Origin of the sequence: Fluviicoccus sp. (genome assembly GCF_030646115.1) — a bacterium.
Lineage (GTDB): Bacteria > Pseudomonadota > Gammaproteobacteria > Pseudomonadales > Moraxellaceae > Fluviicoccus.
In genome coordinates, this window is the sequence record NZ_JAUSMX010000023.1 from 1 (window position 1) to 20,426 (window position 20,426).

Annotated in this window: 18 protein-coding genes; 15 read left to right on the plus strand and 3 right to left on the minus strand. The window is 59.3% G+C overall.

All coding sequences use genetic code 11. The annotated features are described in order from the left end of the window. Positions 1-316 precede the first annotated feature (316 nt). Positions 317-868 carry a molybdenum cofactor guanylyltransferase MobA gene (gene mobA, locus Q7T36_RS14935; RefSeq protein ID WP_304850341.1) on the minus strand — a complete coding sequence of 184 codons (552 nt, stop codon included), beginning with the start codon at positions 866-868 and terminating at the stop codon, positions 317-319. 90 nt (positions 869-958) lie between these two features. On the opposite strand from mobA, the gene tsaB reads away from it, so the two are divergent. The 3 genes from tsaB to Q7T36_RS14950 are packed head-to-tail and all read left to right on the plus strand — an operon-like array spanning position 959 to position 3,285. Continuing rightward, a complete protein-coding gene (gene tsaB / locus Q7T36_RS14940) occupies positions 959-1,636 on the plus strand; it encodes a tRNA (adenosine(37)-N6)-threonylcarbamoyltransferase complex dimerization subunit type 1 TsaB (protein ID WP_304850344.1) in 678 nt (225 codons plus the stop codon). A gap of 23 nt (positions 1,637-1,659) precedes the next feature. After that, positions 1,660-2,487, plus strand: coding sequence for an undecaprenyl-diphosphate phosphatase (locus tag Q7T36_RS14945; protein ID WP_304850347.1), 828 nt, complete (start codon positions 1,660-1,662; stop codon positions 2,485-2,487). Between the two features lie 9 nt (positions 2,488-2,496). Beyond that, positions 2,497-3,285 carry a class I SAM-dependent methyltransferase gene (locus Q7T36_RS14950; protein ID WP_304850350.1) on the plus strand — a complete coding sequence of 263 codons (789 nt, stop codon included), beginning with the start codon at positions 2,497-2,499 and terminating at the stop codon, positions 3,283-3,285. Positions 3,286-3,353: 68 nt separating this feature from the next. Here Q7T36_RS14950 and Q7T36_RS14955 read toward each other — a convergent pair whose 3' ends face one another. Together Q7T36_RS14955 and plsB are read right to left on the minus strand one after the other, a co-directional pair. After that, positions 3,354-3,545: a DUF3565 domain-containing protein gene (locus Q7T36_RS14955; RefSeq protein ID WP_304850353.1), complete on the minus strand. Its 192-nt coding sequence runs from the start codon at positions 3,543-3,545 to the stop codon at positions 3,354-3,356. After that, positions 3,545-6,064: a glycerol-3-phosphate 1-O-acyltransferase PlsB gene (gene plsB, locus Q7T36_RS14960; protein WP_304850356.1), complete on the minus strand. Its 2,520-nt coding sequence runs from the start codon at positions 6,062-6,064 to the stop codon at positions 3,545-3,547. The genes Q7T36_RS14955 and plsB overlap by 1 nt, the downstream gene beginning before the upstream one ends. 149 nt (positions 6,065-6,213) lie before the next feature. Here plsB and corA point away from each other — a divergent pair, with 149 nt between their 5' ends. The 12 genes from corA to lpxD all read left to right on the plus strand — a co-directional run bounded on the left by corA (position 6,214) and on the right by lpxD (position 20,420). Further along, positions 6,214-7,194: a magnesium/cobalt transporter CorA gene (gene corA, locus Q7T36_RS14965; RefSeq protein ID WP_304850359.1), complete on the plus strand. Its 981-nt coding sequence runs from the start codon at positions 6,214-6,216 to the stop codon at positions 7,192-7,194. A gap of 28 nt (positions 7,195-7,222) precedes the next feature. Beyond that, the gene (gene tesB / locus Q7T36_RS14970) at positions 7,223-8,095 is read left to right on the plus strand and encodes an acyl-CoA thioesterase II (RefSeq protein ID WP_304850362.1); all 873 of its coding nucleotides are present in this window, start codon (positions 7,223-7,225) and stop codon (positions 8,093-8,095) included. 311 nt (positions 8,096-8,406) lie between these two features. Continuing rightward, the gene (gene recQ / locus Q7T36_RS14975; RefSeq protein WP_304850365.1) at positions 8,407-10,956 is read left to right on the plus strand and encodes a DNA helicase RecQ; all 2,550 of its coding nucleotides are present in this window, start codon (positions 8,407-8,409) and stop codon (positions 10,954-10,956) included. 79 nt (positions 10,957-11,035) lie between these two features. Next, positions 11,036-11,767, plus strand: coding sequence for a UMP kinase (gene pyrH / locus Q7T36_RS14980; RefSeq protein ID WP_304850368.1), 732 nt, complete (start codon positions 11,036-11,038; stop codon positions 11,765-11,767). Between the two features lie 17 nt (positions 11,768-11,784). Next, a complete protein-coding gene (frr, locus tag Q7T36_RS14985; RefSeq protein ID WP_304850370.1) occupies positions 11,785-12,339 on the plus strand; it encodes a ribosome recycling factor in 555 nt (184 codons plus the stop codon). Positions 12,340-12,343: 4 nt separating this feature from the next. Continuing rightward, positions 12,344-13,105 (plus strand): polyprenyl diphosphate synthase, encoded by a 762-nt coding sequence (gene uppS, locus Q7T36_RS14990; RefSeq protein WP_304850373.1) that lies wholly within the window; start codon positions 12,344-12,346, stop codon positions 13,103-13,105. Next, on the plus strand, positions 13,098-13,910 hold the full coding sequence (locus Q7T36_RS14995; RefSeq protein WP_304850377.1) for a phosphatidate cytidylyltransferase: 813 nt from the start codon (positions 13,098-13,100) through the stop codon (positions 13,908-13,910). The genes uppS and Q7T36_RS14995 overlap by 8 nt, the downstream gene beginning before the upstream one ends. Before the next feature lie 4 nt (positions 13,911-13,914). Next, positions 13,915-15,084, plus strand: a complete 1,170-nt coding sequence (gene ispC, locus Q7T36_RS15000) for a 1-deoxy-D-xylulose-5-phosphate reductoisomerase (protein WP_304850380.1) — start codon at positions 13,915-13,917, stop codon at positions 15,082-15,084. Between the two features lie 8 nt (positions 15,085-15,092). Next, positions 15,093-16,457 (plus strand): RIP metalloprotease RseP, encoded by a 1,365-nt coding sequence (gene rseP / locus Q7T36_RS15005; protein WP_304850383.1) that lies wholly within the window; start codon positions 15,093-15,095, stop codon positions 16,455-16,457. A gap of 66 nt (positions 16,458-16,523) precedes the next feature. Then, positions 16,524-18,818: an outer membrane protein assembly factor BamA gene (bamA, locus tag Q7T36_RS15010; protein ID WP_304850386.1), complete on the plus strand. Its 2,295-nt coding sequence runs from the start codon at positions 16,524-16,526 to the stop codon at positions 18,816-18,818. A gap of 28 nt (positions 18,819-18,846) precedes the next feature. Continuing rightward, positions 18,847-19,368, plus strand: a complete 522-nt coding sequence (locus Q7T36_RS15015; protein WP_304850389.1) for an OmpH family outer membrane protein — start codon at positions 18,847-18,849, stop codon at positions 19,366-19,368. Between the two features lie 14 nt (positions 19,369-19,382). Beyond that, entirely contained in the window at positions 19,383-20,420 is a 1,038-nt protein-coding gene (gene lpxD / locus Q7T36_RS15020) for a UDP-3-O-(3-hydroxymyristoyl)glucosamine N-acyltransferase (protein WP_304850392.1), read from the plus strand. The last annotated feature ends 6 nt before the right edge of the window (positions 20,421-20,426 follow it).

Consider the following 20,426-nt stretch of genomic DNA (forward strand, 5'->3'; position numbering starts at 1 on the left):
GGCCAACAGACGGTCGGCAAATTGGAGGAGTTCAGGATCGGGCTTGGCCCGTTTGGTACTTTTTGCAGCGGTCATAATGACTCCAGGGGAGCGGCAGTGTGATGCCAAATGACCGTTTACACAAAGCTAATTACACCCTCCAAAGCTACCTGAGATTATTCAAAATCTGAAAAATGATTTTGAAATAAAGAAATACAAAGGAAAAGGCACGGTGAATATCGTTGCTTATAAGCCAACAAATGCCTAACATAAAATCAGGGACGGCGCGTAATTAATTAGGCAAAGTCGGCTTGATACTAATAATGTGACAATCCGACTACTCCAACTCCCCCAACCGATTAACATTAATAAACCCCCCCTCATCCTCAAAATAAACCACCGAATGCGAATGCCCGTTAATCCACCGCTGCACCGAATAAACCCCCTCCCGCAACGCCCCCTCCAACGAATCCCCCAAATCCCGATGCATCAACAACGCCAACGGCTGCAAATGCTCCCCATCGTGAGCCACCGCCAACCGATTATCCCCCAACCCCGCCATCAACCGCTCCGCCAGCGACACCGGCAAACAAGGCATATCGCAAGCCACCACCAACACCCACTCATGACCGCACAAAGGCAGGCAAGCCGCCATCCCCGCCAACGGCCCCGCAAACCCCTCAACCACATCCGGCAGACAGCGCCCATAACGCGAATACAACTCCGCATTTCGGTTGCAACTGATCACCACATCATCAACCTGCGGCAGCACCCTCGCCAGCACATGCTCAATCAACGGCTTGCCGCGCCACACCACCAAGCCCTTGTCGCGGCCCTGCATACGCGTCGCCTGGCCACCGGCCAGAATCAGCGCAGAAATCGGAATCATGATCAGGAATTTCCCGTAACAGCGTCAGCCTTGAATGATACCCGCAAGGCGCGTATAAAGCGCGAGCCAACCGCTTTTAACCAGCCAGCCATGCCCATTCTTGCCCTGGAAACCGCCACCGAAGCGTGTTCCGCCGCGTTATACCTCGCCGACGGCCGCATCATCAGCCGTTTTGAACACGCACCCCGGCTGCAAACCCAACTGCTGCTGCCCATGGTGGACGACCTGCTCCGTGAAGCCGGAATCACCCTGCAAAACCTGGATGCCGTGGCCTACAGCCGCGGGCCGGGCGCGTTCACCGGCGTGCGCATTGCCGCCGCCGCCGCCCAGGGCTTTGCCTTCGGCCTCAACCTGCCGGTGCTGGCCCTGTCCAGCCTGCAAGTACTGGCGCAGCATGTACACCGCCTCACCGGGCAAGACCGCGTGCTGGCCCTGTTCGACGCCCGCATGAACGAGGTCTACGCCGGAGCCTACGAACTGCACGACGGCCTGATGCAGCCGGTGCTGCCCGATGGCCTGTACGCCCCGCAAAACCTGCCGCTGTTGCCCGGCGGGGCATGGTATCTGGCCGGAAACGGTTGTAACCTCCGGGATGGCTTTCCCGCACATTTGCAGGTGAAAGGGGAGATGGCCGACGTGCATCCCCACGCCTGGGACCTGGCGGTGCTGGCGAATGCCGCCTTCCAGCGCGGTGAAGCGCAAGACGCCGAACACGCCTTGCCGGTGTACCTGCGCGATCAAGTCTGGCAAAAGCTGCCGGGCCGTTGAATTAGACACAAGAGAGTTTCAACATGGATATGCTGTTGTTGCTGCAAGCACTGGTGATGGGCATTGTGGAGGGCATTACCGAATTCCTGCCCATTTCCAGCACCGGCCACCTGATCCTCACCGCCGAACTGCTGAACTTCTGGACCAAGGAAAAACGCGACGTTTTTGAAGTCGCCATTCAGTTGGGGGCCATTCTCTCGGTCTGTTACGAATACAGGGTGCGCCTGATCAATGTCATGCAGGGCATGCTGAAGAAGAACGACAAGTCATGGCTGTTCGCCATCAATGTGCTGGTGGCTTTCCTGCCCGCCGCCATACTCGGTTTTTTCACCATCCACTATTTGAAGGAACACCTGTTCAACGGCGTCACCGTCGCCTGCGCCTTGATTGTCGGCGGCTTCGTCATTCTGTGGGCGGAGAAACGCCGGCACACCATCACGGTCCAGGAAGTGGAAGACATGCGCATCCGTGATGCGCTGAAGGTGGGTCTGGCGCAGTGCGTGGCGCTGATTCCGGGCACCTCGCGTTCCGGCGCCACCATCATTGGCGGCTTGCTGTTTGGCTTGTCGCGCAAGGCGGCGGCAGAGTTCTCCTTCTTCCTCGCCATTCCCACCATGTTCGCCGCAACATTCTACGATGTGCTGAAGAACCGCGACGCCTTTGTGGCGGCCGACATGCCGGTGTTTGCGGTCGGTTTTGTGGTGTCGTTCATTTCCGCCTTGCTGGTGATCCGCGCGCTGATGCGTTTCATCACCAACCATGATTTCACCGTGTTTGCCTGGTACCGCATCGTCTTCGGTTCCTTCATTCTCGTGACCTGGTATTTCGGCCTCATTCCCTGGTCCGCCTGATACCTGCCGATGTCACCCTTGCAGGTCCTCTGCCTTCCTGACACCCAGCTGCATGCCGCCGATCTGGCGCTGCGGCTGGGCGCACCCTTGCAAACCCTTCCCGATTTTGAACGCAAGACGCTGAAGCGATTGGCGTCGTCGGTGTCGCTCGCCTTGATGGTGGGTGAAGATGTCAGTCTGCAAACCTTCCAGCTGCCTTTGCCCGGCCCGGTGCGTGTGGACTGGACGGACGGGCAGACCTTGTGGCGCTTGCAGCATGGCGGCGGGCGCGGTGAAATGCTGGCCAAGGCCTGCGGCATCAAAGGTGATTATTTGCCATGGGTGGTGGATGCCACGGCCGGTTTTGGCCGTGACAGCCTGCTGCTGGCATGGCTGGGTTGCCGGGTGACTTTGCTGGAGCGCTCGCCGGTGGTGCAGGCCTTGCTGCAGGATGGCTGGAAGCGTGCGCAGGCAGAGCCGTTGCTGGCGGCGGCGTTGCAGCGGATGGAACTCGTGTTTGCGGACTCGGCGGCGTGGCTGGGCAGCCTGGCCGGGGACCATCGCCCGGAAGTGGTGTATCTGGACCCGATGTTTCCAACGCGGGAAAAATCCGCGAAGGTGAAGGTGAACATGCAGGTCTTTCATCAGGCTGTGGGCGCAGACCCCGATGCCGCCGGCTTGCTGGAACCGGCGCTGCGAGCGGCGAAGAAGCGGGTGGTGGTGAAGCGGCCCAGATTGGCGGAGCCGTTGGCGGGCCGGGAACCGTCGGTGGTGTTTGAAGGGGAGAGCAGCCGGTTTGATGTTTATTTGGCGGGGTGAGGCTGAATATTCATGAAATCAAATGGATAGGCGTTCTATTTAACGTCAGCGAGAAAAAAGATCAGGATTCATGTACGGCTTTTGCAAAGCAGGCAAGTCAGCGTGACCCCCAACATCCTGTCCCGTCCCTCGGCTGTCACCACCCACGGCCTCGACTGCCAGGGTGGATCATGCCGCACATGCTGGGTATGGCCGCACGCGAGTACGGCCACCCAGTGACCGGCTTCATCCTGAAAGAAACCGGTCATTGGCTGTTTCATCAGCCTTTCCGCTTACCCTTCGCTTCCAACTGCGCCATCGCCGAGGCAATTTCCTCATCGCTGACACTGGTGATATGCAGAATGGTGTTCAACGCCTCCGGACGCAGCACCAGATTCGCCTGAGTCGCCATCTCGTTCAGACGATCATCGAAATGCAGCATTTCCTCCTCGTCCAGGCGCAGGAAACCCACCTTCTTCAAGGTCTCAATGAAGTTGCGGAAAATGGCCTTGTCAAAAAACTCGGGCGAGTTGAACTCGTACAGCACCGACACCCGCTGCGCCAGCAGGGAACACAGGTCTTCCAGTTGCTTCTGCTTCACTTTGCCGCTGCCGCGACGGGTCAGCAGCGAGATGGTCATGTAATACCGTTCCATCGTTTCCTTGACGGCTTCACCCAACACCACCAGTTGCGCAAAGGCTTCAGTATTGGGTTGCGGGCTGTTGACCATGCCGTCAACGGTGCTCATCAAACCGAAATCGCTCAGGGCATCCACATGGCTGTTCACCAGCGCTTCAATTTCCGATGCGTCAAAACCCAGGAACAGTTCGGATTGCAGGTAGGGATACAGCGAGGCAATCACCTGCACCAGCTGTTCGCGCTGAATCTGGCCGTTTTGCTGCACCAGACACGCCACCAGTGACGGAATGATGTACAGGTGTAGGATGTTGTTGCGGAAGTAGGTCAGGAACACCGCCTGGTTTTCCGCCACGCACACCAGGTCGCCCAGCGGATGCTTTACGCGCTGGATGGCCTTCAACTGCACGCCATAGGACACAATGTTGACCGGCGCCATGTGCGTGACTTCAATCTTTCGGCTGTAGGGCAGTCGCAGGGCCAGTTGTTGGTATAGATCCAGTTGCCGCACCAGCACATCTTCATCAATGGCATGGTTGGGCGTGGACAACAGCACCAGGCTCAGCAACGTAATGGGGTTGATCACCGCCGTGCTGTTGATGTGGGTGTTGATCTGGTTCGCCAGTTTGCTGACGCTGCGGTTCACCCAGGGCAGCTTGGCATCCACATCCCATTGCTCGTTCTTCCAGCCGGGATTTTCCTGTTCCAGCACATCGTTCAGCAAGATCGGTTCGCCAAAGCTGAGGTGCACTTTGCCGAAAATCTTCTCAATCTTGCGCGCCGCCATCACCACCGAGGCTAGAGATTCCTTCTGCTTGGTCTTGCCGCGCAGTTCGCCAATATAGGTGCTGCCTTCCATCAGCCGCTCATAACCAATGTAGGTCGGGATGAAAGCGATGGGGCGGGTGTTGTCGCGCATGAAGCTCTTCACCGTCATTGCCAGCATGCCGCCCTTGGGGGGCAACAGACGGCCGGTGCGGGAACGTCCGCCCTCGATGAAGTACTCGATGGGGAAGCCCTTGGTGGTGATCAGGTGCAGGTATTCGGTGAAAACAGAGGCATACAGGTTGTTGCCCTTGAACGAACGGCGCAGGAAGAACGCACCGCCGCGTCGCAAGATGGGACCGACCACCGGCAGGTTGAGGTTGGCGCCGGCGGCAATGTGCGGCGGCATCAGACCCCGGTCATGAATGATGTAGGACAGCAACAGGTAGTCAATGTGGCTGCGATGGCAGGGCACATAAATGATTTCGTAGTCGGAAGCCATTTTCGTGACTTCTTCGAAGTGATGAACTTCAACGCCATCATACAGGCGTGTCCACAGCCAGTTCAGCAGCAGCGATAGCGAACGGATGACCGGATAGGCGTAGTCAGCGGCGATTTCGTTGACGTACTCGCGGGCCTTGTCTTCAATGGCTTCCGGCGGCAGTTGCTTTTCAACCGATTCTTCATGAATGGCGGCGCGCACGGCCGTGGATTGCAATATGGAATGCATCAGCGTGCGGCGGTGCGACAGGTCGGGGCCAATCGCCATTTCGCGCTGGCGGCGGAAGTGCACGCGCAACACGCGGGCAATCTTGCGCAGGGCCAGCGAATCGCTCATGTCGTCGGTCATCAGGCTGCGCACCAGCAACGGGCTGCCGAACTTGACCATGGTGGACTTGCCGTTCAGCACCACGGTGGCCAGCTGCTTGATGGCGCCGGGTGTGGACCAGGAATCGGAGAACAGGATCTTGAACAGCGACTCTTCCTTGTCCGGCGAGCGGCCCCAGAGAATGGTCACCGGCACCAGCTGGATATCCAGTTCCGGATTCTGGCGCACGGCTTCCACTAGCCGCACAAAACGATCGGAATACTCGAAGCGGTTCTTGGCGGCCGACTGGCTGGAGGCTTCCTGGGTCAGATAGAAGAAGGACTGGTCTTCCCGGAAAAGGTGCGTGTCCATGGGCTTGAGCGCGCGCGGCAGGCCCAGCTGCTGGGTTTCGCGGTCCACCACCAGGGCATTCGACAGCGACGGCGATTGCAGCACATAACACACCGGCTTGTTGGGATCGATTTTCAGATCGGCCAGGTTTTCGGTGTGTACATCGGGGCTTACCCAAGTGTCGAGCGCCTTGCGGGAGGCGGCGACGAAGAGACGGTCAAGACCAAACCAGTTTGCCATAATCAGTCATGGAGTCACGGTACGCAGGATTGCTGGGCCGAAACGCTAACAGCTTTTTCACTCGTTTGACATGAATTCATGGGCGATGCTGTTAAAGTTGGTTTCTGAATGTGCCAAAAACAGGCAGTTATCAAGGCAGGATGGAATAGATGAGTGTAGTGAATTGCGCCGCCTATAGCCGCAAGACCGGCAAGCGTGTGGCGGAAATGCCGATCGACCAGGTCAGTGAAACACTGGCGGCGGACAGTGACAATTTTGTGTGGGTGGGCCTGCATGAGCCTGGCACTGAGCTGATGAAGCTGGTGCAGGAAGAGTTCGGCCTGCATGATCTGGCGGTGGAGGATGCGTCACGCGCCTATCAGCGGCCCAAGCTGGAAGCGTATGGCGACTCCCTGTTCGTGGTGGTGCGCACCGCACGGCTGGAACAGGATGACATCAGCTTCGGCATCACCTATATCTTTCTCGGTCCGCGCTACATCCTGACCATCCGGCAGGGCGCTTCGCTCAGTTACGCCACGGTCCGCAACCAGTGCGAACATAACCAGAAGCTGATGCGCCACGGACCGGGCTATGTGCTGCATGCCTTGCTCGACTTCGTGGTGGACAATTATTTCCCGGTCGCGGATGACATGGGCGCGCACCTGCACGCCATTGAAAATGAGATTTTTTCCGACAGCTTCAAGAAACCCACCGTCCGCCACCTGTATGACCTGAAGGCGGACATGGTAAAGCTGCGGCTGGCGGTGACGCCGTTGCAGGATATCAGCAGCTATCTACTCAACCATCCCGACGAAAAGCTGATTCCCCGCGCCATATTGCCGTATTACCGTGACATCCACGACCATGTGTTGCGCATCCTGGATGCCATTGACGCCCAGAGCGAAATGCTGAAAGTGGCCATGGACGTCAACATGGCGCTGGTGACGGTGGGGCAGAACGAGATTGTGAAGCGGCTGGCGTCCTGGGCGGCCATCCTCGCCATTCCCACCATGATTGCCAGTTTCTACGGCATGAATTTCGACCATATGCCGGAGTTGCACTGGCACTTCGGCTATCCTGCAACCATGACGGTCATGCTTTTGGGTTGCCTGTGGCTGTTCCGTCGGTTAAAACGGGCGAGATGGTTATAGAGTCTGAATGATGAAGAAGAGAGCAAACATGAATCCTGTGATCGCCGAGCTGCTGGAACTGTTGCAACTGGAAACCCTGGAAGCCAACCTTTTTCGGGGCAAGAGCCTCAATATTGTCGGCAAGAACGTCTTTGGCGGTCAGGTGCTGGGCCAGGCGCTGATGGCGGCGGGCCGCACGGTGGAGGGGCGCCTCGCGCATTCCCTGCACGGCTATTTCCTGCGCGCCGGCGACACCACGGTGCCGATCATTTATGAAGTGGACCGCGTGCGCGATGGCAAGAGCTTCGTCAACCGCCAGGTCACCGCCATCCAGCACGGCGAGCCGATCTTCATGTGTTCCGCCTCGTTTGCCGACCATGAGGAAGGCTTGGACCACCAGTCCGCCATGCCGGATGTGGAAGGCCCGGACGGATTGCTGAGCGAGCATGAGTTGCGGCAGAAGATCTGCGGCCTGCTGCCGGAAAAGATCCGCAACAGTTTCTCCCGCGAACGCCCGATCGAGATTCGCCCCATCAACCCGCAGAACCCTTTTGCCCCGACCCCGCAGGAAGCACTGCGCCATCACTGGATGCGCGCCCAGGAGAAGCTGCCGGACGATCCGCTGCTGCATCAATGCGCCTTGGCCTTCGCCTCCGATTTCGCCCTGATGGGGACGGCGATGTTGCCGCACGCCGTCACCTTCATGCAGTCCAACCTGCAGGCGGCCAGCCTGGACCATGCCATCTGGTTCCACCGGCCGTTCCGCATGGATGAGTGGCTGTTGTACGAAATGACCGGTCCCAACGCCAATGACGGGCGCGGCATGAACTTCGGTCGTATTTACAGCCGTGACGGAGTGCTGGTGGCGAGTACGGCGCAGGAAGGGCTGATGCGGTTGCGGGAGGTTCCGGAGAAGTATTAAAACCCCCCGCCGCTGCGCGTCGGCCCCCTTTCCAAGGGGGCGATATTTGGCAGGTTTTTCTCTGTGACCTGAAGCCCCCTTGGAAAGGGGGCGGCGCAAAGCGCCGGGGTTTTCCAACAGCGAAATTGGCGCATACCTTCGCGGCCAACCAAGGGTCTAAAACCCCCCGCCGGCTTTGCCGCCGGCCCCCTTTCCAAGGGGGCGAGTCAATCGACCGCTTGAAATCGGGCCGCAGATGCCTAGAATAGCCCCCTTGGAAAGGGGGCGGCACGGAGTGCCGGGGTTTTGTATCAAGGAAGATGGAATTTACAATGGATCCTTACCTGACGGTTCTAAAACCGTTGGCGCGTTCGTTGCGCCGTCATGCGACCGAAGCAGAACAGTGCTTGTGGGCGAGTCTCCGGCGTCGCCAGCAGGGCGTCAGATTTGCCCGCCAGAAACCGCTGTTGGGCTACATTGCCGATTTCTATAGCTATCAAGCGCGTCTGGTGATTGAGCTGGACGGAAACCAGCATCTTCGGCCCCACGATCAGGCCTATGACCGGCAGCGCGATGCCTGCTTTGCCAGCCTTGGACTCCGGGTCATCCGTTTCAGCAACCTGCAAGTCCTTCATGAGCGCCAACGTGTGCTCGGTGTCATTCAACAAGCCATTTACGAATCCCAATATAGTGCCCCCGATATGCCCAATCTCCCGTCCCGCGCCCTCGAAATCCTCTCCCGCATCTTCGGCTACGACCACTTTCGCGGCAACCAGCAAGAAGTCGTCCTCACCCTGACGGAAGGCCGCAACGCCCTGGTGCTGATGCCCACCGGCGGCGGCAAGAGTCTCTGTTACCAGATTCCGGCGCTGCTTCGCGACGGCACGGGCATCATCGTCTCGCCGTTGATTGCCTTGATGAAGGATCAGGTGGATACCTTGCGGGAACTGGGGGTGAAGGCGGCTTTCCTCAACAGCTCGCTGCCCATCACCGAACAACGTCAGGTGGAGCAGGCGCTGCTGGCCGGGCAACTGGACATGCTTTATGTCGCTCCCGAACGCTTGCTGACCGAGGGTTTCCTCAGTTTGCTGGGGCGCGTCAATCCGGCCTTGTTCGCGATTGATGAAGCGCATTGCGTCAGCCAATGGGGGCACGATTTCCGCCCCGAATACCAGCAACTGGGTATCCTGGCCGAACGTTTCCCGCAGATACCGCGCATCGCCCTGACCGCAACCGCCGACGAGCGCACCCGCCGCGACATGATCGCGGTGCTGAAGCTGGAAGACGCCCCCGTTTTCCTGTCCAGCTTTGACCGGCCCAATATCCGCTACACCATTGTCGAGAAGGACAATGGCCGCAAGCAGTTGTTCGACTTCATCCGCCAGCAGCCGGAAGGGTCGGCGGGTATTGTCTATTGCCTGTCGCGCAAACGGGTGGAGGAAACGGCGGAATTCCTGCGAGGCAAGGGTCTTCCGGCGCTGGCCTACCATGCAGGCCTGCCGGCGGCGGAGCGGGTGCGGGTGCAGGACGAGTTCCTGTTGCAGGAGGGCCGCATCGTCTGCGCCACGGTTGCCTTCGGCATGGGTATCGACAAGCCGAACGTGCGTTTCGTGGCGCATCTGGATTTGCCGAAGTCGCTGGAAGGCTACTATCAGGAAACCGGTCGCGCCGGTCGTGACGGCCTGCCGTCGCAAGCGTGGATGAGCTACGGTTTGCAGGACATTGTGCAGGTGCGGCGCATGTTGTCGCAGTCGGAAGCCCCGGCGGAAGTGAAGCGCATCGAGGCGCGCAAGCTGGATGCGCTGCTGGCCTATTGCGAAACGGCCACCTGCCGCCGTCAGGTACTACTGGCTTATTTCGGGGAGAACCTGGCGCAGCCCTGCGGCAACTGTGATATCTGCAGCGATCCGCCCAGCACCTGGAACGCTACCGTGGCCGCCCAGAAATTGCTGTCAGCGGCCATTCGCACCGGCAACCGGTTCGGCGCGGCGCACCTGATTGATGTCGTGACCGGAGAAGCGACGGAAAAAGTGCTGCAATTCGGCCATGACAAACTGCCCACCTTCGGTATTGGCAAGGAATTGTCGGAACCGGCGTGGCGCAATGTGGTGCGGCAACTGGTGGCGCTGGGCTATTTGCTGCCAGACGACGAAGGTTTTGGCGGCTTGATGGCCGGTGAGCAGGCGAGGGCGTTACTGAAAGGGGAAGTGACCCTGAATCTGCGGGAACAGGCTGCGCCACGTCCCAAATCCACCCGCAAGGATCGTAGCCTGGCGGTCGCCAGCGACTTGCCGCCTGAAGCCCAGCGCCGTTTTGATGCGCTGCGGGTACTGCGCTTGTCGTTGGCTCAGGTGCAGAAGGTTCCGCCCTATGTGATCTTCAACGATGCCACGCTGCGGGAAATGGCGGTCTGTGACCCGACCTCGATGATGGAGTTGCTGGAAATCAGCGGAGTCGGTGAACAAAAGCTGGCGCGGTACGGACAGCAGTTCCTGGACCGTTTGTCGGAGGTGCGGGGGTTGCCGCCGGGGGAAAGCCACGGCTTTGCAGAACCGGCGGCGAAGGAGAAAGTGGATACCGTGGCGGCGACACTGGAACTGGTGGAGCAAGGCCTGGACCGGGCGGAGATTGCGCAGCGGCGCGGCTTGTCCGAGGATACGGTGGCGGGGCATTTGCTGAAATTGTATCAGGCAGGAAAAATCGGGCGGCGTGCAGTGCTGTATTTGTCGGAAGGCGAAGTGGCCGAAATTGTCCGGGCGGCGGCGGAGATGGGGCATCCGGCAGGTAAACCGGCGGGCAAGGAATTGAAGGAGGAGCTGGGCAACCGGTTTTCCTATGGGGATTTGAGCGTGGCCTTGTGGCTGGGGCAGTCAAGCGGGTGAACGAACCCGTTTCGGCCATGGCCTGCTTTCTGCTAACATACGGCCCCCAAGACCCACCCGTCACCCACAGGAGTTCTCCATGACCGAGCGCAGACCCGCCTACCAACGTATCCTGCTCAAACTCTCGGGAGAAGCCCTGTCCGGCGATGCTGAAATGGGCATTGATCCGCGCGTGCTGAACCGCATGGCGCTGGAAATCGGCCAATTGGTCGGGATCGGTGTGCAAGTCGGCCTGGTGCTGGGCGGCGGCAACATCTTTCGCGGCGCCGAGTTGCAGGCCAACGGCCTGGACCGGGTCGCAGGTGACCACATGGGCATGCTGGCCACCGTCATGAACGGCCTGGCCCTGCGTGACGCCCTCGAACGAGCGAACATCCGCACCCGTATCCTGTCGGCCATTCCCATGAGCGGCATTGTCGACCACTATGACCGCCGCGCTGCCATCCGCGCCCTGCAAAGCGGCGATGTCTGCATTTTTGTCGGCGGCACCGGCAACCCCTTCTTCACTACGGACACCGCCGCCACTCTGCGCGGTATCGAGATCCAGGCGGATGTCGTGCTCAAGGCCACCAAGGTCGACGGCGTTTATGACTCCGACCCGGTCAAGAACCCGGATGCCGTCAAATACGACTATCTGACTTTCGACGAGGCGCTGTCGAAAAAACTCGGCGTGATGGACCTGACGGCCATCTGCCTGTGCCGCGACCAGAAAATGCCGCTGCGCGTCTTCAATATGAACAAGCCGGGCGCTTTGATCAACCTGCTGATGGGCGAGGCCGAAGGCACGCTGCTCGGCAACAAGCCCCGCTAAGGAATCCGGAGAAAATCATGCTCAACGATCTGAAGAAAGACTGCGAAACCCGCATGCGCAAGACCCTCGAATCCCTGGACCAGGCATTCGGCAAGGTGCGCACCGGCCGCGCCCACCCTTCCATCCTCAAGGATGTCATGGTGCCTTATTACGGTTCCGATGTGCCCTTGCTGCAAGTGGCCAACGTTTCGGTGGATGATTCCCGCACGCTGCTGATCCAGCCCTACGAACGCACCATGACCGGCGCCATCGACAAGGCCATCCGCAACAGCGACCTCGGTCTCAACCCCATTTCCGCCGATGTGATCCGTGTCCCGCTGCCGGCGCTGACTGAGGAAACCCGCCGCAACATGCAGAAAGTGGCGCGCGGTGAGGCGGAAAACGCCAAGGTGGCCTTGCGCAACATTCGCCGTGATGTGCTGGCGGACGTCAAGGAGCTGCTCAAGGAGAAGGAAATTTCCGAGGATGACGATCGCAAGGCGTCGGAAGATGTGCAGAAGATTACCGACAAATTCGTGCAGGAAGTCGACAAGCACCTGGCGGCCAAGGAAGCCGAGCTGATTCAGGTCTGATTCCGTGAGTTCAGCGCCAGACCTCGACAGCACCGGCGGTTCAGCTCTGCCGCGCCATGTCGCCATCATCATGGATGGCAACAACCGCTGGGCGAAGAAACGCCTGCTGCCCGGCGGCGCCGGCCACAAGGCCGGTGAGTCGGCCTTGCACAAGATTGTCGAGCATGCGGCCCGTCAGGGCGTCGAGGTGTTGACCGTTTTTGCCTTTTCCAGCGAAAACTGGCGTCGTCCTGAAAACGAAGTCACGCTGCTGATGAAGTTGTTCCTGCATGCGCTGGAGAAGCAGGTTGAAGATCTGCACCGGCACAATATCCGGGTGCGCTTTATTGGCGACCGCGCCATGTTCGCCCGGATTCTGCAGGACGGCATGGCGGCGGGTGAGGCCAAGACCGCCGCCAATACCGGCATGACGCTGGTGATTGCCGCCAGTTACGGCGGGCAGTGGGATGTTGCCAATGCCGCCCAGGAACTGGCCCGGCAGGTTCAGGCCGGAACCTTGCGTCCGGAGGACATTGATACCGCTCATCTCCAGCAGCAGGTGCAGATGTCCGACCTGCCGCCGGTGGACCTGCTCATCCGCACCGGCGGCGAGTTGCGCATCAGCAATTTCGTGCTGTGGCAGGCGGCCTACGCCGAATTCTATTTTTCCGAAAAACTCTGGCCGGACTTCGATCCCGCGTCGCTGGACGAGGCCTTGGCCGATTACGCCCGCCGACAACGCCGATTCGGCCGCACCAGCGCACAGGTAGAAAACCGACATGCTTAAGGAACGCATCATTACGGCGTTGATCCTGCTCCCCATCGTGCTGTGGTGCGTGTTCGGAGCCCAGGGGTCGGCCGCTTTCATGGCCTTGGCCGGAACACTGGTCATGGTTGGCGCCTGGGAATGGACGGCGCTGATGAAAGTGGCGAGCCCGCTGGGGCGGGGTGCGTTTACCGCGCTGGTTGTCGCCGGTGTCATCGCCATGAGCTTTCCCGCGCTGGCCGGACTGCGTACACCGTTGTTCGCGGCGGCATCCGTATTCTGGCTGATCGCAGTGCGCATGGTGATCTGGTATCCGGAATCGGCGCGCTGGTGGGCTAAAGGTATTGTACTGCTGCCGATGGGGCTGATCCTGCTGGTGCCGGCGTGGTCAGGTCTGGTTTATCTGCATCAGGTATCCCCCTGGTGGCTGATGTATCTCTTCCTGCTGGTCTGGGGCGCTGACACCGGTGCCTATTTTACCGGTCGCGCCATCGGCAAACGCAAGCTGGCGCCGGCTGTCAGCCCGGGCAAGACTATCGAGGGCATGCTGGGCGGGCTGGCGCTAACCATGGTGATCATGGCTGCCGTCGGCTTCTACCGTGAACTGCCGCTAATCCGGTTCATTGCGTTTGCCGGTTTATCCCTGATGACGGTTTTTGCCTCGGTGCTGGGTGATCTGGTCGAATCCATGGTCAAGCGCCATGCCGGAGTGAAGGATTCGGGTAGTATCTTCCCGGGTCATGGCGGTGCTCTGGACCGTATTGACAGCCTCACGGCCGCCGCCCCGGTTTTCGCACTGGGCTGGTTGTTGTCCGGAGGCTTCTGAATTCATGCAGCGTATTACCGTTCTTGGCGCCACCGGCTCCATCGGGCAAAGCACGCTGGATGTCATTGCCCGGCACCCGGACCGTTATCAGGTATTCGCCCTGACGGCGCACAGCCGGGTGGAAGAGTTGGCCGCCCTGTGCCAGCGGTTCACTCCGCGCTATGCCGTGGTCAGTAGGGCCGAGGACGGCGTCCGCTTGCAGGTCAGGCTGGCCAATGTACATACGGAAGTGCTGGTCGGGGATGCTGCACTGGCGGCTGTCGCCGCCCATCCGGATTGCGACACGGTCATGGCGGCCATTGTCGGCGCTGCCGGACTGCTGCCCACGCTGGCGGCGGTGAGGGCCGGGAAGAAGGTGCTGCTGGCCAACAAGGAATCGCTGGTCATGGCCGGGGGCCTATTCATGGCAGCCGTGCGCGAACATGGAGCCAAGCTGCTGCCCATTGATTCCGAGCATAATGCCATCTTCCAGTGTTTGCCTGCCGGTCAGTCAGGACTGGCCCACGGCGGGGTGGAGAAAATTTTGCTCACCGCGTCCGGCGGGCCGTTCAGGCTGCTGGCGGAGGATCAGTTGCAGGATGTCACTCCCGAGCAGGCCTGCAAGCATCCGAACTGGAGCATGGGCCGGAAGATTTCTGTGGATTCCGCCACGCTGATGAACAAGGGGCTGGAGTTCATCGAAGCCTGCTGGTTGTTTGACGCCCGTCCCGACCAGATAGAGGTGCTGGTGCACCCGCAAAGCATTATTCATTCGCTGGTGCAGTATGTGGACGGCTCCACACTGGCGCAACTGGGCAACCCTGACATGCGCACGCCCATCGCCCATGCCCTGGCTTGGCCGGAACGCATCCAAGCCGGTGTGGCGCGGCTGGACCTCACCCGCTATGTGCTGGACTTCCAGGCGCCGGATGAGGCCCGTTTTCCCTGCCTGCGGCTGGCTCGTGAAGCCATGGAGTCGGGCGGCACGGCCCCGGCCATCCTCAACGCGGCCAATGAGGTTGCGGTCGCCGCTTTCCTCGACCGGCAAATTTCCTTTCGCGCCATTCCCGGTGTCATCGAACGGGTGCTTACACAATTGCCAATGAGTCCCGCCGACAATCTGGACACAATCCTCGCCGCTGACCAGGCTGCCCGCAAGGCTGCCCTGGCCTGCCTCCCCTTGTGTCGAGCGTGACGGTTTTTATGGACATTCTGCAAATCCTGCTGGCCGCAATCATCGTTCTTGGACCGCTCATCGCCATCCATGAGTTCGGTCATTTCTGGGTCGCCCGGCGTCTGGGCGTCAAAGTCCTGACCTTTTCCATCGGGTTTGGTCCGGCGCTCTGGTCGCGCACCGCCAAAGACGGCACTGAGTACCGTATTGCCGCCATTCCCCTGGGCGGATACGTGAAGATGGCGGATGAGCGGGAGGGTGAGGTTCCTGAAGCGGATATTCCGCGCGCCTTCAACCGCCAGTCCGTCCCGGCGCGCATGGCCATTGTTGCGGCCGGCCCGCTGATCAACCTGGCGTTTGCCGTATTCCTGTTCTGGATTCTGTTCATGCAGGGCATGGAAACCCTGCGCACCGTGGTCGGTTCGGTGCGTGAGCAGTCGCCGGCGGCGGTGGCGGGACTCAAGACGGGTGATGAAATCCTGAAAGTGGACGGCCGGGACACCCGGGACTGGGAAAAGGTGACCTATGCCCTGGTGGACCGCATGGGTGAAAGCGGCCGCATCACCCTGACGGTGATGCCCAAAGGCGGCTCCCGCCCGGTGGAACTGCCGCTGCAAGTCAGTCATTATTTGAAGACAGCCGGCGATGATCCGCTGCGCGCCTTGGGCTTTACTCCCTACCAGCCGCCGCTGGACCCGGTCATTGGCGATGTCAAGAGCGGGGGGCCGGCCGATACACAGGGCATGAAATCCGGTGATCGCGTGCTGGCGATCAATGGGCAGTCGATTCGAACCTGGCAGGATTTTGTTGAGGTGGTGCGGGCGCATCCTGAAAAATCCTTTACGGCAGACATTCAGCGGGCCGGAACAAAGCTGACCCTGACCTTGACCCCCCGCGCCCAAAAAGATGAGTTGGGCTCCAGAGAGGGCAAGCTGGATATCGGCATCAGCGCCCAGAATCTCGAAATTCCCCCCGCATATCTCCAGAAACAGGATTATGATCCCGCCTCGGCGCTGGTCGAGGCATTCCGAAAGACCGGCAACCTGATAGACATGACCCTGGTTTCGCTGGGGAAAATGGTGGTGGGATTGATCGGACTCGACAATCTCAGCGGCCCCATCACCATTGCCAAGGTTGCCGGGCATACCGCCAGTATCGGCTGGGAACCCCTGATCGGGTTCATGGCGTTGTTGAGTGTCAGTCTGGGGGTGTTGAACCTGTTGCCGATTCCGGTGCTGGATGGCGGGCATCTGTTGTTTTACACCATAGAGGGTTTGCTGGGCAGGCCCTTGCCGGAAAGGATTCAGGAATGGGGCTTGAAGGCCGGTATCGCAATCATGGGCAGCCTGATGCTGCTCGCCATATTCAATGATCTGGTGCGCCAGTTCAGTTAAGCGGTTTGACTAGAAGGTGCGGACGGCGCTTGGCGCCCAAGTGTCTGCACGGGGATTGAACTTTTTATGCGCAAGCGGTTGTCTAAACTGGCGTTGGGTTTGCTGATCGGCGCGACGGGCTGGGCGGCGAACGCCGACAGCTTCACTGTCCGGGATATCCGTCTTGAAGGCCTGATGCGGGTTTCTCCTGCTAGTGTCTATGCCCTGCTGCCGTTGGCCGGTGGTGATCTGGCGACCGATGAGCGGGTGGCGGAAGCGATCCGCAGCCTGTTCAAATCCGGAAATTTCGAGGATATCTCCGCCGAACGCGAGGGAGATGTGCTGGTCTTCCGGTTGACCGAACGTCCCTCCATTACCGAAGTCAAGCTGGAAGGCAACAAGGCGATTGACACCGACACCCTGATGGAGGCGCTCAAGAAAGCCGACCTGACCGAGGGTGAAGTCTATCGCCGTTCCACGCTGGATCACATCAAGGGCGAGCTTGAGCGGCAGTACATGGGGCAGGGGCGTTATGACGCAGTCATTAGCGTGGTTTCCACACCCAAGCCCCGCAACCGGGTGGCGCTCAATATCAAGATCGAGGAAGGCACCCCGGCGCGCATCAAGGCCATCAACTTTGTCGGCAATAGCGCCTTCAGTGATGAGGAGCTGACCGAGGTCTTCCAGCTCAAGCCGTCACACTTCACTTCGTTCTACAAAAGTGACGACAAGTATTCCCGCGAGCGGTTGAATGGCGATCTGGAAGCCATACGTTCCTGGTATCTGGATCGTGGTTATATCAACTTCACCATCACCTCCACGCAGGTCACGCTGAGTCCTGACAAGCGCAAGGTGTTTGTCGATGTGAACATGGTCGAAGGGGAGAAATATACCTTCGGCGAGGCCCGGCTGATGGGCGAGTTGCCGGTTGAAGAACAAGAGCTGAAGAAGCTGCTGCTGATTGTGCCGGGAACCACCTTCTCCCAGCAGTTGGTATCCGCCAGTGAAAAATTGCTGCGGGCGCGCCTCGGTAACGACGGCTTCCTCTTTGCTGAAGTCAATCCTGCGCCGGATATTGATGAGGCCGCCCGCAAGGTCAACCTCAATTTCTACGTCAATCCCGGCAAGCCGACTTATGTGCGCCGCATCAGTTTCCAGGGTAACCTGAAAACTGATGAAACTGTGTTACGCCGTGAAATGCGCCAGTTTGAAGGTTCTCTGGCGGCATCCGACAAGCTGGATTTGTCCAAGTTGCGCCTGCAACGGCTGGGCTTCTTTAAAGATGTGACGGTGGAAACGCCGCGAGTCCCGAACAGCAATGATCAAGTCGATGTCAATGTCCGGGTGGAAGAGCAACCCTCCGGTACCTTGTCGGCCAGTCTGGGCTACTCGCAGGGCGCCGGTATCATCTTCACCTTCAGCGTCAGCCAGAACAACTTCCTGGGCACCGGCAACAAGGTTGGCGTCAACTTGAATCGCTCCGACACCAGTGACTCCTACAACCTGTCCTTTGTGGATCCGTATTTCACTCTGGACGGCATCAGTCGCGGCTATAACCTTTACTACCGCAAGACCAAGCTGGACAACCTGAACGTCAGCACCTATGTCACGGACTCCAAAGGCGGCAACATCAGTTTCAGTTATCCGATTGATGAAACCAAGAGCATCAGCCTGGCCTTGGGCGGCGATCTGACCGATATTACGACCGGCGGGCTGGCGGCGCAGTTGGTCAACGATTTCGTGGCGGAATACGGCAAGAGCATTTCCACATACACCGCCACGGTTGCCTGGAACCAGAACACGCTGAACCGGGGCGTTTTCGCCACCAAGGGTGTTTCGCAACGGGTCGGCTTCGATCTGGCGTTGCCCGGCAGCGATGTGGACTATTTCAAGCTCAGCTACAGCGGTCAGGTTTATTTTCCGCTCAATGATGATTTCAGCGTCCGCCTCAGAACGGAGCTCGGCTACGGGTACAAGTTGCCGTTCTACAAGAACTTTTTTGCCGGGGGCTATGGCTCGGTCCGGGGTTGGCGTGACAACCGCCTGGGGCCGCGCAGCGGTACCAGCGCCACAGATCCCGATCCCGAGTATGTAGGCGGCAATATTCTTGTCGAAAACGGTGTCGAGCTGATCGTGCCTACACCGTTTGCCCGAGACAACCGTCAGTTGCGGACGGTGCTGTTTGTGGATTCGGGCATGGCGTATCACACGGAGTTGCCCGGTTACAATCTGGATCTGGGTGAAATACGTTATTCGGCCGGCGTGTCGCTGGCCTGGTTGACCGCGATCGGTCCGTTGACATTCAGTTTGTCCCGTCCCCTGAACAAGCAGCCGGGTGATGAAACACAAGCGTTCCAATTTACTATTGGCCAGTCTCTATAAGGCAGGCGTTTCCGCAGGAGTGAGGGTTATGCGTTCAACGATGAAAATAATGGCGCTGGTGTTGGGTGTGGCTTCCGCAGCAGTTGCTCATGCCACCAATGTCGTGGTGGCTGACAGCACCTCCGCCGTCATGTCTACTGACTACGCCAAGAATACGTTCGTGAAACTGAACGCCGACATGAAGCCGCAACGTGAGCGGCTGGAGTTGTTGCGCAAGGAATTGTCGGGCATCGAGGAAAAGTTCCAGAAGAACTCGTCTATCATGAGCGACAAGGAAAAGGGCGAGTTGCAAACCCAAGCGCGTCAGAAGCTGGAGGAGTTCAATAACCTGGCGCAGGCCGTGCAGAAGCGCGCTCAGGATGTGCAGCAGGAAATGATCCAGAAGATGTATCCCAAGCTGGAAGCGGCCGTGGATGAAATCCGCAAGACCAAAAAAATCGATATGATAGTCGAACGCAAGAACGTGATCTGGTCCGATGCGGCCAACGACATCACCAAGGAAATCACCACCAAGCTGAATGCGGCCATGAACGCTCCGGCCGCCAAATAAGCGGGAAGATCAGAATGAAAAGCTGGACGCTGTCCGAACTGGCCGACCGTACCGGCGCACAGTTGCGCGGTGACGGAGCCTGCCGTATTGATGGTTTGGGAACCCTGAAAAGCGCCGGGCCGCACCAGCTTTCGTTTCTGGCCAATCCGCTTTACCGTTCGGCGCTGGCCGCGACCGGTGCAGGCGCGGTATTGCTGAATGCGGAAGATGCCGAGGGATTTGACGGCAATGCCCTGATTGTCGCCAACCCTTACGCCATCTATGCCGGATTGACCCATCTTTTCGACCGGACTCCGCGCCCGGAGGCCGTTATCCATCCTCAGTCGGTGGTGCACCCGGAGGCCGTCCTGGCGCCCGGTGTGTCAGTGGCAGCTTGTGCGGTGATCGAGGCGGGAGCCACCATTGGCGCGGGTTCGGTCATTGAGGCGGGGGTGTTTGTCGGAGCCCGGGTCCGTATTGGCGCAGGATGCAGGCTCAGGGCCAATTCCACCATACACCATGATTGTGTGCTGGGTGACCGCGTGCTTATCCATTCCGGGGTGGTCATTGGCGATGATGGTTTCGGATTTGTGCCCGCCGGCGGCCGCTGGAACAAGATTGCCCAGATCGGCCGGGTGGTGATTCATGATGATGTGGACATCGGTTCGGGCACCTGCATTGATCGCGGCGCGCTGGACGATACCGTGATTCATCAGGGTGTGATCATTGATAACCTGGTGCATATCGCCCACAATGTCGAAATCGGTCCGCATACCGCAATTGCCGGTTGTTGTGGCATATCCGGAAGTACTAAAATCGGTGCCTGGTGTGTCTTTGCCGGCGGTGTCGGCTTGGCGGGCCACATTGAAATTTGTGACAAGGTCCGCCTCACCGGCATGACCATGGTGACCAAGTCCATAACCAAACCCGGCAGTTATTCGTCGGGTACGGCTTTCGACAGTACCGAGAACTGGAGAAAATCCGCGGTACGCCTGAAAAAACTGGACGATATGGCCAGACGATTGCGCGAGTTGGAGGGGCTTGTGCAGCAGTTAACCTCGAAAACTGATTGAGAGCCC